At 73.5% G+C, this 13,301-nt stretch carries 13 protein-coding genes; 9 read left to right on the top strand and 4 right to left on the bottom strand.

Features of this window, described 5'->3' with window-relative positions; all coding sequences use genetic code 11:
- The first annotated feature begins 355 nt into the window (after positions 1-355).
- The 3 genes from ABT015_RS31775 (at position 356) to ABT015_RS31765 (ending at position 4,082) form a co-directional block, all read left to right on the top strand.
- Positions 356-2,095 (top strand): carbohydrate-binding module family 20 domain-containing protein, encoded by a 1,740-nt coding sequence (locus tag ABT015_RS31775; protein ID WP_350885310.1) that lies wholly within the window; start codon positions 356-358, stop codon positions 2,093-2,095.
- A gap of 137 nt (positions 2,096-2,232) precedes the next feature.
- The gene (locus tag ABT015_RS31770) at positions 2,233-2,463 is read left to right on the top strand and encodes a hypothetical protein (RefSeq protein ID WP_350885308.1); all 231 of its coding nucleotides are present in this window, start codon (positions 2,233-2,235) and stop codon (positions 2,461-2,463) included.
- A gap of 56 nt (positions 2,464-2,519) precedes the next feature.
- On the top strand, positions 2,520-4,082 hold the full coding sequence (locus ABT015_RS31765; RefSeq protein WP_502897452.1) for an AMP-binding protein: 1,563 nt from the start codon (positions 2,520-2,522) through the stop codon (positions 4,080-4,082).
- Positions 4,083-4,132: 50 nt separating this feature from the next.
- Here ABT015_RS31765 and ABT015_RS31760 read toward each other — a convergent pair whose 3' ends face one another.
- Complete coding sequence (locus tag ABT015_RS31760) at positions 4,133-4,876, bottom strand: SDR family oxidoreductase (RefSeq protein WP_350885304.1); 744 nt, start codon at positions 4,874-4,876, stop codon at positions 4,133-4,135.
- Positions 4,877-5,314: 438 nt separating this feature from the next.
- Between ABT015_RS31760 and ABT015_RS31755 the strand changes: the two genes are divergently transcribed.
- The 3 genes from ABT015_RS31755 to ABT015_RS31745 all read left to right on the top strand — a co-directional run bounded on the left by ABT015_RS31755 (position 5,315) and on the right by ABT015_RS31745 (position 8,092).
- The gene (locus tag ABT015_RS31755) at positions 5,315-6,382 is read left to right on the top strand and encodes an alpha/beta hydrolase (RefSeq protein ID WP_350885302.1); all 1,068 of its coding nucleotides are present in this window, start codon (positions 5,315-5,317) and stop codon (positions 6,380-6,382) included.
- Positions 6,383-6,664: 282 nt separating this feature from the next.
- Positions 6,665-7,456 (top strand): hemerythrin domain-containing protein, encoded by a 792-nt coding sequence (locus ABT015_RS31750; protein ID WP_350885300.1) that lies wholly within the window; start codon positions 6,665-6,667, stop codon positions 7,454-7,456.
- A 228-nt stretch (positions 7,457-7,684) separates the two neighbouring features.
- Positions 7,685-8,092, top strand: a complete 408-nt coding sequence (locus ABT015_RS31745; protein ID WP_350885298.1) for a hypothetical protein — start codon at positions 7,685-7,687, stop codon at positions 8,090-8,092.
- 118 nt (positions 8,093-8,210) lie between these two features.
- Here ABT015_RS31745 and ABT015_RS31740 read toward each other — a convergent pair whose 3' ends face one another.
- Together ABT015_RS31740 and ABT015_RS31735 are read right to left on the bottom strand one after the other, a co-directional pair.
- Positions 8,211-8,774: an FHA domain-containing protein gene (locus ABT015_RS31740; RefSeq protein WP_350885296.1), complete on the bottom strand. Its 564-nt coding sequence runs from the start codon at positions 8,772-8,774 to the stop codon at positions 8,211-8,213.
- Between the two features lie 150 nt (positions 8,775-8,924).
- The gene (locus ABT015_RS31735) at positions 8,925-9,473 is read right to left on the bottom strand and encodes a DUF1697 domain-containing protein (RefSeq protein WP_350885294.1); all 549 of its coding nucleotides are present in this window, start codon (positions 9,471-9,473) and stop codon (positions 8,925-8,927) included.
- 85 nt (positions 9,474-9,558) lie between these two features.
- On the opposite strand from ABT015_RS31735, the gene ABT015_RS31730 reads away from it, so the two are divergent.
- The gene (locus ABT015_RS31730; protein ID WP_350885292.1) at positions 9,559-10,029 is read left to right on the top strand and encodes a pyridoxamine 5'-phosphate oxidase family protein; all 471 of its coding nucleotides are present in this window, start codon (positions 9,559-9,561) and stop codon (positions 10,027-10,029) included.
- 66 nt (positions 10,030-10,095) lie between these two features.
- On the opposite strand, the gene ABT015_RS31725 is transcribed toward ABT015_RS31730, so the two are convergent.
- On the bottom strand, positions 10,096-10,452 hold the full coding sequence (locus ABT015_RS31725; protein WP_350885290.1) for an arsenate reductase family protein: 357 nt from the start codon (positions 10,450-10,452) through the stop codon (positions 10,096-10,098).
- 192 nt (positions 10,453-10,644) lie between these two features.
- On the opposite strand from ABT015_RS31725, the gene ABT015_RS31720 reads away from it, so the two are divergent.
- Complete coding sequence (locus ABT015_RS31720) at positions 10,645-11,862, top strand: cytochrome P450 (protein ID WP_350885288.1); 1,218 nt, start codon at positions 10,645-10,647, stop codon at positions 11,860-11,862.
- 273 nt (positions 11,863-12,135) lie between these two features.
- Positions 12,136-13,233 carry a PP2C family protein-serine/threonine phosphatase gene (locus tag ABT015_RS31715; protein WP_350885286.1) on the top strand — a complete coding sequence of 366 codons (1,098 nt, stop codon included), beginning with the start codon at positions 12,136-12,138 and terminating at the stop codon, positions 13,231-13,233.
- Positions 13,234-13,301: the final 68 nt, after the last annotated feature.

The raw sequence follows: 13,301 nt of genomic DNA, 5'->3' as shown, positions 1-13,301 counted from the left end.
CCTACGCGGGCCAGACGGTCACCCTGAAGTTCACCGGCACCGAGGACGCCTCGCTGCAGACGAGCTTCGTGATCGACGACACCTCCATCCAGACCGGCTGAGTCCGGACCGGGCCCCCGAGGGCCCGGTGAACCAGGACAGGTGAGGGGCCCGGCGGCCACGGCTGCCGGGCCCTTGTCGTGCGCCCGGGCCCAGGCGGTGCAGAAACGTTCCTCCAGGACTCTTGACGCTCTCTCTCGGCGGCCCTAGGTTCAGCGCTGCAAGTTTCCGGCAAGTTACAGAAACTTCCTGCATGGCTCTTCCCGCACGGCCCACCCCCCGGCTGCCCCCACCCCAGCCACCCCCAGGAGACGACGTGGTCACCACCGCCCCCACCCGCCGGACCGCCCGCGCGGCCGGCGCCCTCGCCGCCTCGGCGGCCCTGGCGCTCTCGCTCGCCACCTCCCTCGGCGCCCCCGCCGCCCAGGCCGCCCCACCCGCCAACAATGGCAAGGACGTCACCGCCACCCTCTTCGAGTGGCGCTTCGACTCGGTCGCCGAGGCCTGCACCTCGACGCTCGGCCCGAAGGGCTACGGCTTCGTCGAGGTCTCGCCGCCCCAGGAGCACATCCAGGGCCCGCAGTGGTGGACCTCCTACCAGCCCGTCAGCTACCGGATCGCCGGGCGGCTCGGCGACCGGACGTCCTTCAAGAACATGGTCGACACCTGCCACGCCGCCGGGGTCAAGGTCATCGCCGACGCCGTCGTCAACCACATGACGGCCGGCTCCGGCACCGGCACCGGCGGCACCGCGTACACCAAGTACACCTACCCCGGCACCTACCAGGACCAGGACTTCCACTCCTGCCGCCAGCCGATCACCAACTACCAGGACCGCTCCAACGTGCAGAACTGCGAGCTGGTCAACCTCGCGGACCTGGACACCGGCAGCGCGTACGTCCAGCAGACCATCGCCCGCTACCTGGACGACCTCGGCTCCCTCGGCGTCGACGGCTACCGGATCGACGCCGCCAAGCACATCGCCGCCGGCGACCTCGCCGCCATCAAGGCGAAGACGGCCAACCCCAAGGCCTACTGGGTGCAGGAGGTCATCTACGGCGCCGGCGAACCGGTCCAGCCCGGCGAGTACACCGGCACCGGCGACGTCGACGAGTTCCGCGTCGGCACCGACCTCAAGCGGATGTTCACCAGCGACAAGCTCGCCAACCTGTCCGGCTGGGGCGCCTCCTGGGGGTACCTGCCGAGCGGGCAGGCGCGCTCCTTCGTCGACAACTGGGACACCGAGCGCAACGGCTCCACCCTCAACTACACGTACGGCAACACCTACACGCTGGCCAACGTCTTCCTGCTCGCCTCGCCGTACGGCGCGCCCAACGTCTACTCCGGCTACGCCTTCACCAACAACGACGCCGGCCCGCCCAACGGCGGCACCGTCAACGCCTGCTACCAGGACGGCTGGAACTGCACCCACGCCTGGCGGCAGGTGGCCAACATGGTCGGGTTCCGCAACGCCGTCGCGGGCACCGGCGTGACCAACTGGTGGTCCAACGGCAACAACGCGATCGCCTTCGGCCGCGGCAACAAGGGCTACGTCGCGCTCAACCACGAGAGCGGCCCGATCACCCGGACCTTCCAGACCGGGCTCGCGGCCGGCACCTACTGCGACGTCCAGCACGGCGACCCGCAGCCGGGCGGCGGCTGCACCGGCCCGACCTACCAGGTGGGCGCCAACGGGCAGTTCACCGCGACGGTCGGCGCGGGCGACGCGATCGCGCTGTACGTCCCGGGCGGGGCGGCGAACGCCTCCGGCGCCTCGTTCAACGTCAACGCGACCACCGTCAACGGCCAGAACGTCTACGTGGTCGGCGACATCGCCGCGCTCGGCGGCTGGGACCCGGCCAAGGCGCTGCCGCTCTCCTCGGCCGGCTACCCGGTCTGGTCGCTGTCGCTCGCGCTGCCGGCCGGCACGGCCTTCCAGTACAAGTACGTCCGCAAGGACGCGAGCGGCGCGGTGACCTGGGAGTCCGGGGCCAACCGGACGGCGACCGCGTCGGCCTCGGGCCCGGTCACCCTGAACGACACCTGGCGGCCGTAGGGCCCCGGGCGTCGCGCTTGTCGCCCCTCCGGGCCGCCCTTGGACCCCCGTCGGCCCGGCCTGACGGGGGTCCCTCGTGTGGGTGGCCGTGCCGGTTCAAACCTCGGCCGGCGAGGCGGCGCTGACACGATCGCGGGATGAGAACCACCCCCCTCGTCCTCGACCTCGAACTGTGCGGCGGCCGCTGGGACGGCCACCGCAAGCGCGTCAACGCCGCCGCCCCGCCGCCCGCCCTGCGGATGCTGCTCCGGGCCCGCCTGCCCGCCGCGGAGAGCGGCGAGTACTGGCCGACCACCAGCGTCTACCGGCTGGACGGCGACGGCGACGGTGCCGGCTCGCTCCGCTACCGCCACTCGCACGACGAGTGAACGCTGCGCCGGTCCAACTCCCATCCCCGAAAGTGGGGTTGGGTTAGGGTGAGGGCATGGTTGCAAACTGCAAGGAAGAAGTGGCTGTGAACGAACCGGAGTTCGTCAGCGCGCCCGCCCTGATTCTTCAGTCCCTCGCCGCAGACCCCGACCGGCGGGCCATCACCACCGCCGACGGCGTCGAGATCACCGCCGGTGACTTCGTCGCCGCCACCTACCGCCTCGCCCACGAGCTCATCGCCCGGGGCGTGGTGCGCGGCGACACCGTGACCCTGCTCGCCGGCAACACCGCCGAGGCGCTGAGCGCCCGTTACGCGGCGGGCCTCGCGGGTGCGCGGGTGGTGAACCTCTACGACGGCATGAGCGCCTCGACCCTGGCCGAGATCGCGACGAGCGTCGACACCGCCGTCCTGCTCGTGGACGCCGAACGGTACCAGGCGGCCGCCGAGTTGCTGCCCCTGATCGACGTGCCGACGGTGCTCCGCCTCGGCCCCGGACCGGATGCGATCGGCGAGGACGTGATCGCCGCCTCCGCCCACCGGTCCGCCGAGCCGCCGGCCGTCCGGGTCGGCCCGGACGACGACTGGGGCATCCGGCACACCGGCGGGACCACCGGAATCCCGAAGGGCATCCGGAGCCTGCACGGCGCCTACCGGAAGGTCTTCGACATCCCCGGCCGCACGGAGAGCGACGCGCCCCGCTTCCTCGCCGCCACCTCGCTCGCCCACCTCGCCGGGCTCTTCTCCGACCTGACGCTCCACCACGGCGGTGCGGTCGTCCTCCAGCGCTCCTTCGACCCCGGCGCGGTGCTGGCCGCGATCGAGCGCGAACGCATCACCGACCTGTGGGTGCTGCCGCCGCTGCTCTACCAGTTGCTGGACCACCCGGCGATCGGCCGCACCGACCTGTCCAGCCTGCGCCGGGTCTCGTACGGCGGCTGCGCGGCCTCGCCCACCCGGGTGCGCGAGGCGCTCAAGGTGTTCGGGCCGGTCCTGTGGAGCGGCTACGGGCAGTCGGAGGCGCAGAACATCTGCATGCTCGCCCCGCACGAGCACGACCGGGTCGGGCACGGCGGCCAGATCGCGGTCGGCCGCCCCCTCCCGGGTATCGAGGTGGCGATCCGGTCCGCCGACGGCACCGGGCTGCCGACGGGGGAGCAGGGCGAGATCCACGTCCGCTCGGACACCGTCATGGCCGGGTACTGGAAGCGGCCCGACCTGACCGCCGAGGTGCTGCGCGACGGCTGGCTGAACACCGGCGACATCGGCTACTTCGACGCGGACGGCTACCTCTACCTGGCCGACCGGCTCAAGGACAAGATCATCGTGGTCGGCGGGCACGTCTACCCGTCCGAGGTCGAGGACCTGCTGCTCACCCACCCGGCGATCGCGCAGTGCGCGGTCTTCGGGGTGCGCGACGCGCAGGAGGCGGAGCACGTCCACGTCGCCGTCGTCGCCGCGTCGGGGCAGCGGCCGGACCTGGAGGAGGTCCGCGCGTTCGTCACGGCCCACAAGGGGCGGATCTACGCGCCGGAGGCCCTGCACCTCGTGGCCGCGATCCCGCTGACGTCGGTCGGCAAGCCGGACAAGAAGCGGCTGCGCGAGTCCGTGGCGGGCTGACGGCGGGCGGCCGACGGCGGGCCCACGGCGGCGGGCCCACGACGGCGGGCCTAGCCCCGTCCGACGTACGGCATGGCGGTCGCCATCACGGTGGCGAACTGCACGTTGGCCTCCAGCGGCAGCTCGGCCATGTGCCGGACGGTGCGGGCCACGTCGGCCACGTCCATGGTCGGCTCGACCGCGATCCGCCCGTCCGCCTGCCGCACCCCGGTGCTCATCGCGGCGGTCATGTCGGTCGCCGCGTTGCCGATGTCGATCTGCCCGCAGGCGATCCGGTACGGGCGGCCGTCCAGCGACAGCGACTTGGTCAGCCCGGTGACGGCGTGCTTGGTCGCGGTGTAGGCGATCGAGCGCGGGCGCGGGACGTGCGCCGAGATCGAGCCGTTGTTGATGATCCGGCCGCCCTGCGGGTCCTGCGCCTTCATCTGCCGGAACGCGGCCCGGGCGCAGAGGAACGCCCCGGTCAGGTTGAGGTCGACCACCGCCCGCCAGGCCTCGACCTCCAGGTCCTCCACCGGCACGGCCGCGCCGAAGGTGCCGGCGTTGTTGAACAGCAGGTCCACCCGGCCGAAGCGCTCGACGGCTGCGGCGAACAGCGCGTCCACCGCCGCCGGGTCGGTGACGTCGGTCGGCACCACCGCGGTCGGCGTGCCGCCCAGGCGGGCGGTCTCCCGCAGCGGCTCGGCCCGCCGGCCGGCCAGCACCAGCCGCCAGCCGGCCGCGGCCAGTTCGACCGCCACGGCCCGGCCGACTCCGCTCCCGGCTCCGGTGACGACGGCGATCTGCTGGGGCATGGCGTTCTCCTGGGTCTGCTCGGGTCTGCTGGGCTCGGCTTCGGCTTCGGCTTCGGCTTCGACTGGGCTCGGGTCGGTTGGGGCGTGAGCCGATCGTCGCGGATGCGACGGCCGCCGTCACTGGTCGAAGGCCCCAAAATTCGCACCCCCGGACAGGCCCCGGACCGTGCTCCCCGCCGTCCGGCCCCCGTCGACCGGGGGGAGTGGTGAAGGCCTTTACCTGATCGCGAACAAACATTGGATTTCCGGTGGCCACCGCGCAACCGGGCCACCCCGGTCCACGTCATAAGATCGCAGGAAGGCGCGCCACCGCGAGGGAGGACGCGCCGCCACCCCGGGGACCGCACCAGCGTCGCGCCCCCGGCCTGTCCGGCCCCACCGGGGGGCCACAGCCCGGTCAGACGGACCGGGCGTGTCATCGGTCGGAGAGTCCTCACCGTGCTTAGGCAGTCGTCCCGTTCCCGCGCCGTCCTGACCGGCGCCGCCGTGCTCGCCCTGGCCGCCTCGCTGGCGGCCTGCGGGAGTTCCGGTGGCGGGAAGGGGGACAGCGCCAAGGCGGCCGGCACCCCGGGTGCGACCGGTGGCAGCGCCACGGGGGGTTCGCCCAGCGCCGGTGGCGGCGGTACGCCCGCGCCCACCACCGCGGAGCCCGCGGCCGCCAGCGGGAAGGTGCTGATGCCCACCGGCCCGGCCGCCACCCTGAGCAAGGCCCGGGACACGTCCGCCGGTCCGATCATGGTGACCACCGTGACCGGCGCGAAGTCCGGCGTCTCCGGCAAGGTCTGGGTCTGGTTGCCGCCCGAGTACAACGACCCCAAGTTCGCCAAGACCGGTTTCCCGGTGCTCACCCTCTTCGCGGGCGGCCAGAGCAACGGCTACAACACCTGGACGGACAACCAGCTGCCGATCCAGGAGGAGAACGAGCAGCTGGTCAAGGCGGGCAAGTCCCACCCGTTCATCATGATCATGCCGGTGCAGAACTTCAACAGCGACGAGCACAACGCGCTGGACTGCTCCGACATCCCGGGCCAGCCCAAGATGGGCACCTGGATGTCCCAGGACCTCCCGGACTTCGTCCGCGCCAACTTCCGCACCGTGAAGGGCCGCGACGGCTGGGGCGTGATGGGCGCCTCCACCGGCGGCTTCTGCAGCGCCAAGCTCGCCCTCCAGCACCCGGACGTCTACAAGGCCGCCGTCCCGATCGACGGCTACTACGTTCCCGACTCGGGGCTGTGGAAGGGCCACGACGCCGAGCGGCAGGCCAACAACCCCGACGTGCTGGTCGCCCAGGGCAAGGCCGACGTGAAGATGCTGGTCACCGCGGGCGGCGCCAACCCGTACGAGACCAAGCTGGTCAAGGGCTGGGTCGCCAAGGCCGCCCCGCCGGTGTCGCTGGAGTACTACGAGCAGCCCGGCGGCAAGCACCTGACCTCGGACTTCAAGAAGATGATCCCGGACACGCTGGAGTGGCTCACCAAGAACCTGGCGGGCCCGGCGGCCGACTGATCCCAGCCGCACGGCCGTCCGCACGACGAGCCGTACGACGACCCGCAGGCCGTGGGCCCGGGGCACCCAGGTGTCCCGGGCCCACGGCGTTCCGGCGGCGTCCGGAGACCGGGGCGGGCGATCGCGGGGCGGCTCCCGCGCAGCGCCGCTTCCCCCGCGCACGCGCCCGTGACCTGCGCGTCAATCGGACATTGATTCACTTTTGATCGACTGTGAGCACCTTGGATGGGGCCCCTCCACCGGCCGGCCCCGCCCGCCCCACGACGTCGTGAAGAGAGTGCCATGCCGATCCATCTGCTGCCCCAGCCGTCCCCCTCCGTGCCCGAGCAGGCGGGGTCCGGGGTCGACACCCGGGTCGCGGCCGTGTCCGTGCGGGCCGTCGGCGAGGAGCCGGCGACGGCCCGCTTCGCCGGACTGCGACTGGTGCACGCCGCGCTGCGCCGGGACCTCGCCCGACTGCCCAACGCCCTGCGGCTGCTCCAGCCCGGCGAGGACGACGCCGGCGAGGCACTGCTGCGGCACTGGAGCTTCGTGACCGCGATGCTGACCTGCCACCACGAGCAGCAGGACAGCCGGATCTGGCCGATCGTGCGCCGCTTCGCCCCCGAGCTGCGACTGCTGCTCAACTGGCTGGAGGCGGACCACCACAACCTCGACCACTCGTTCACCCGGGTCACCACGCTGGTGCGGATCGCCAGCCGGGACACCGGCAGCGCCTGGCCGGTGGCGTACGCGATGGAGGACCTGGCGGCCCGGCTGGAGACCCACCTGCGGATCGAGGAGCGCCAGTTGCTGCCCCGGATGGAGCGGGTGGTCCCGGAGGGCTCCCGGCTCGGCGGCCTGGGCGAGCTGATGGACCTGCTGCGCTCGGCGGACGGCCCGGGGACGGCGGACGCGCTGGCTTGGCTGCTGGATGGTGTGGAACCGGCGCTGGTGGAGCGGCTGTTGGCCGAGTGCGACGACGACGTGGCCCGCAACTGGCCGCACTGGCAGGCCACCTACCAGCGCTGCACGGCGCCGCTGTGGAGCCCGGCCGGTGCGCGGGGCAGCGACCTGGGCGGTGTCGCCGACTGACCGCCGGTCCTTTTCGCGGCCCGTCGATCTACGCGCGTGGCATACCCCTGAGGCATATGCCGAGCCTTTCCGGAATCCGATCCCGTAGTTCCAACTCCCCTCACCCCCTAGGGGATTCGACCCATCACCCTCGGGGTCGCGATCGTTCGGGTGCTCCGGGGCCGGCCAGGGGGTGCGTACCGCCGACGGCCGATGGCGGGGCACGTCCGAACGCCTACCGTCGACGCCATGACCACAACGAGCACCCCGAACTCCCACCGAACCCCTGCCCGGCGCCGTTTCGGGCCCACCGTCCGCCGCCCGGCGCTCCTCGCCGCCGGCGCCGTCCTCACCCTCGGCGCCGGACTGACCGCCTGCGACGGCGGTGCCGCGCTCTGCCTCGACGACGACAGCTGCGACGTCGTCGTGCGCACCGATGACGCCGAGGCCGCCAAGACCCTCCAGATCTTCGGTGGCGACCACACCGTGAAGATGACCGTCGGGCACATCACCGACAGCACGGTCGAAGTGGCGGTCGGGGACGAACGGAAGACCGTCGGCAAGGGCGCCGAGACCGCCGTCGGCACGGCGAAGGTCACCCTGCGCAAGGCGGACAAGGGCGACCGCTACGCCGAACTGCACGTCACCCGCGGCTGACGTTCACCGCCCGCACGCCCGCATGCCCGCACGCCCGCACGCCCACGCATGCCCGCACGCCCACCTGACGCCTCCCCGGTGCCCGCTCAGGTCCGTACCGACCGGCCGGGAGTACGACTCAGTCCGAGGCGAGCCGGAACTCCAGGTTCCCGAACCGGACCTGGTCGCCCGGCCGGACCCGCGCCCCGCCCGCGATCCGGCGCCCGTTCACGTGCGTGCCGTTGGTCGAGCCCAGGTCGTACAGCACCCAGCCGCCGCCCTCGCGCCGCAGTTCGGCGTGCCGTCGGGACACCGAGGCGTCGTGCAGCCGCAGCCCCGAACCGGGGAACCGACCGATCGTCAACTGCCCGGCCCCGGTCTCCGGCAGGCTCAGCCCGGGCAGCCGTTCGGTGCGCCAGGCCCGGCGCAGCCGGTCCCCGAACGCGGAGACCCGGCCGACCGTCCGCAGCAGGAAGCGCTCGACCGGGCTCCCGGTCGGCAGCCCGGTCATCGCCTCGTCCAACTCGCCCCGGCTGGTGGCGTGCAGGACGATCTCCATCCGGCCGAGGAAGGTGTCGTGCGACAGCCGCCCGCTGCCCGCTCCGTCCTTGAGCACCCCGAGCGCCTGGTCCCGTTCGGCGTCCGAGGGGCGGACCGCGCCGGAGGGCCGGACGGCGCCGGTGCGGAACTCAGGAGACGTCATGGCCCGATTGTCGGCTCGGCCGGCTCGGACTGTCCAGATCACGCCGGGTGCCGGCGCACGGTGAGTACGTCACTGCACTCCAGACGCCCGGTGCGCCACCGCGGTTCCGGGCGGCCGGGTGGTTGGGCGCCGGTGCCGGGGGGCAGGGGGTCAGCCCTTCCGGGCGGCCGCCAGGATCTTCTCGGTGGTGTGCAGGAACCGGGAGGTGACCGCACCCCGGTAGGCCTTGCCGAACAGTTCCCCGGTGACCCACTTGCCGTCCCGCAGGTGGACCACCACGTACGCGGCGCCCGGGTCGGCGCCGACCACCTCGTGGTCGCCCTTCGGCGAGCGGTGGGGAACGGCGAGGTCGGCGGGCAGCGGCTCGGAGAGGAAGGCCACCACCAGTCGGACGTCGGGCGTCACCTCGACGCCCTTGAACGGCTCGGCGGCCAGCAGCGCGGCCACCTCGTCGACCGTCCGCAGCAGCGTCGGCACCGGGTAGCCGAGGGAGCGTTCCAGGTGCTCCTCGATGCGCCGGGTGAGGGCGGCGCGGTCCGGCTCGTCGGTGGTGAAGAAGACGTTGCCGCTCTGGATGTAGGAGCGCACGCCTTCGAGCCCCAACTCGGCGAAGAGCGCCCGCAGCCGCTCCATCCGCACCGTCCGGCCGCCGACGTTGATCGCCCGCAGGAACGCGATGTATGTGGTCGTAGTGGTCACTGGGCCAGTCTGGCACCGGCCACTGACACCCGGCGGTCGCCCCTGAGGCCCGGCGGTTGTCGGTGCCCGGTGCCAGACTGGCGCCATGGTCACCTGGCAGGATTTCGAGCAGCAGGCACCCGAGCTGGCGCCCCTCGTGCGGGCCCGGTTCGAAGCCGAGAAGCACCACGTCCTGGCGACGCTGCGCAAGGACGGTTCGCCCCGGGTGAGCGGTACGGAGGTCGACTTCGTCGGCGCCGACCTGATGCTCGGGTCGATGTACGGCTCGGCCAAGGCGCGCGACCTCCAGCGGGACGGCCGCTTCGCGCTGCACGCCCACCCGGGGGACGAGACGATGGCGGGCGGGGACTCCAAGGTCTCCGGCCGCGCGGTCGAGATCACCGACGAGGCCGAACTGTCCGCCTACGCGGCCGATCTGCCCGAGCCGCCGCCGACCGCCTTCCACGCCTTCCGGCTGGACCTGGAGCAGGTGGTGCACACCGCCGTGGGGGAGGGCCACCTGTGGATCCTCAACTGGCACCCGGGCCGGCCGGTGCAGCGGATCCAGCTGCACTGACCGGCCCCGGACACCTCGGACGCCCCGGACACCCCGGACGCCTCTGGGGCTCCGGACGCGGCGCTGCTACGGCAGGACGGACTTGACCGCCTCGGGGGTGCGGGCCACGACGGCGTGGCCGTCGTCCGCGGTGATGATCGGGCGCTGGATCAGGATCGGGTGCTCGGCCATCGCCGCGATCCAGCGGTCCCGGTCCGCCGGCTCCCGGGTCCACTTCCGCATCCCCAGGTCCTTGGAGACCTGCTCGTCGATGCGGGTGATGTCCCACGGCTCCAGGCCCAGCCGCTCCAGCACCTGCTCCAGCTCGGCCGCGGTCGGCGGATCCTCCAGGTAGCGCCGCACGGTGTACTCGGCCCCGACGGCCTCCAGCTCGCCGAGCGCCGACCGACACTTGCCGCAGCGCGGGTTGATCCAGATCTCCATACCGGCAACCCTACCGAGCCGCCCGGGGGGCAGGCGCCGACCCGCCCGGCCCGGTACCCCCGCCGCGCGCGCACCCGGGTCGGCACCGGACAAGCCTCCCGCCCGGCCCGATACCCCCGCCGGACGGGAACTCCGTTGCCCCCTCCGGTGGTTCACGCAGCAGGAACGTGGCCACTGGGAGGGGAGCACCGGATGGACGGCGCGGCGATCATCGAGGAACTGCTGACCAGCGAGGGCCGGGCCGACCCGTACCCGCTGTACGCGCGGGCACACGCGCTGGGCGCGGCGGCGCCCGCCGGGCCGGACACCTTCCTGGTGGCCGGCCACACCGCGGCCGACAAGGTACTGCGCACCCCCGCCTTCGCCGTCGCGACCGCCGACATGATCGCGGAGCTGACCCCGGATTTCGCCGAGCACCCGTCGCTGGCGCTGTTCGGCCGCTCGATCCTGCAGCGCAACGCGCCCGACCACCCCCGGGTCCGCTCGCTGATCGCCTCGGTCTTCACCGCCCGCCGGGTGGCCGCGCTGCGCCCGGCGGTGGAGGCGGCGGTCGCCGGGCTGCTGGACGGGATGGCCGAGCAGGGTGCCGACGGCTCGCCGGTGGACTTCATGGACGCCTTCGCCTTCCGGCTGCCGGTCGGGGTGATCTGCGAACTGCTCGGCGTCCCCGAGCAGGACCGCTACCGCTTCCGCGACCTCGCCTCCGACCTCACCGTCGCCCTGGAGTTCATCAAGGACCGCTCCGAGCTCACCCGGGCGGACGAAGCCGCCGAGGAACTGGCCGGCTACTTCACCGAGCTGGCCGCCGAGCGCCTCGCCCGCCCGCAGGACGACCTGGTCACCGACCTGGCCCGGATCGCCGCCGACGACCCTGAGCGGCTGCCCGCCCGGGAGCTGCTGGCCAACCTGGTGCTGCTGCTGGTGGCCGGCTTCGAGACCACCACCAACCTGCTCGGCAACGGCCTGGCCCTGCTGTTCCGCCACCCGGAGGCGGCTGCCGGGCTGCGCAGCGGCGCGATCACCCCGGCGGGCTTCACCGACGAGGTGCTGCGCTTCGACACCCCGGTCCAGCTCACCTCCCGGGTGGCGCTGGCCGAGGGGCTGGCCGTCGACGGGCTGCCCGTGCGGGTCGGCACCATGGCGTTCCTGCTGCTCGGCGCGGCCAACCACGACCCGGCCCGGTACGACCGCCCGGAGGTGTTCGACCCGACCCGCCGGGACAGCCAGCCGCTGAGCTTCGGCGGCGGCCCGCACTACTGCCTGGGCGCCCAGCTGGCCCGACTGGAGGCCGAGGTCGCGGTGCCGGCCCTGCTCGACCGCTTCCCCCGGCTGGCCCCGGGCGGCGTGCCGGCCCGGCGGGACCGCCTGGTCCTGCGCGGCTTCGAGACCCTGCCGGTGATCGTCCGCTGACGACCGTCCCGCCGCTGACCGCCCGCCGGGCCGGCCGTCGGCCCGGTTGTCGCTGACCGCCCGTCGCTGACCGCCCGTCGCCCCGGCCGCCGGCCCGTCCGTCGGCCGGGGCGGGGTCGGTCACCGTCCGCCGACCGGCCCTGACACCCCGCTTCCGGGCCCGGTCGGCCCTCGGGAACCGGGACGTTCGGCCATTCGTGGCCGGGTGCTCCGTGGGAGAGCATGGAGGGACGAACCGGTCATACCGGACCGGTCGGCCAGGAGGACCCCACCGTGCCCGTAGCGCCCCGCCCGGAGCACCCGGCGGCCGTGGAACCCCGGGCACCGCGCTGGGTGCCCTGGCTGCCGGTGCTCCTGCTGCTGCTCGACCTGGCCGCCGAGGCGGTCGTCCCGGACGCCGTCGCGGCCGGCTTCCTGCTGACCGCGCTGCCCGTGGTGGCGGCGTTCAGCTACGGCCCGGTGCTGACCGCCACCACCACGGTCGGCGCCCTGGCGCTGCAACTGGTACTGGCCGTGCGGGCGGGCCACATCGACGAGCAGCACCACGTCTGGGTCTACATCGCCACGCTGCTCTCCGGGGTGATGGGCACCGCCCTGTCCTGGCAGCGGACCCGGCAGAACCGCACCCTGCTGCACGCCCGGACCGTCGCCGAGACCCTGCAGCGCACCGTGCTGCGCCCGGTGCCCGAGCGGGCGGGCGGACTGCTGGTGGCCGGCCTCTACCGACCGGCCCAGGCCGAGGTCCTGGTCGGCGGCGACCTGTACGAGGTGTGCGACACCCGCTTCGGCGTCCGGGTGCTGCTCGGCGACGTCCGCGGCAAGGGCCTCGGCGCCGTCCGTACGGTGGCCGACGTGCTCGGCGCCTTCCGGGCGACCGCGCACGACACCCCCGACCTGGTCGACCTCGCCGACCAGCTGGACCGTGCCGTCCTGCGCGACGCCGCCGACCGGGGCGACGACGAGCTGTTCGTCACCGCCGTCCTGCTGCAGTACCGGCCGGGCTCCGACTGCGTGGAGATCGTCAACCGGGGCCACACCACCCCGCTGCTGCTCACCGAGCACACCATCACCCCGGTGTCCTGCGCGGACGAGCTCCCGCTCGGCCTGGCCCACCTCGGGCCCCCCGACGAGCGCGGCAAACCGACCGCCGTCGCGCTGCCTCCGGGCCACACCGTCCTGCTCTACACCGACGGCGTGAGCGAGGCCCGCGACGCCACCGGCGCCTTCTACCCGCTGGCCCCCCGCCTGGCCGCCCTCGGCACCACCTCGCCCGACCTGCTGGTCTCCTTCCTGGCCCAGGACGTCCACGAGTACGCCGGCCTGCTCGCCGACGACCTCGCCGTCCTGGCGCTCACGCCGGAGCGCCCGTAGGCCTCCGACAACGCGGCAGTGGCGCCGCTGGGGGCGGCGCCACTGGTGTCGGTCGGGTGTTCAGTTGT

This window comes from Kitasatospora sp. NPDC094016 (genome assembly GCF_040304045.1).
Taxonomy (GTDB): Bacteria; Actinomycetota; Actinomycetes; order Streptomycetales; family Streptomycetaceae; genus Kitasatospora.
The sequence above is the reverse complement of the archived record's forward strand: the minus strand, read 5'-3'. Positions and strand labels throughout refer to the sequence as shown.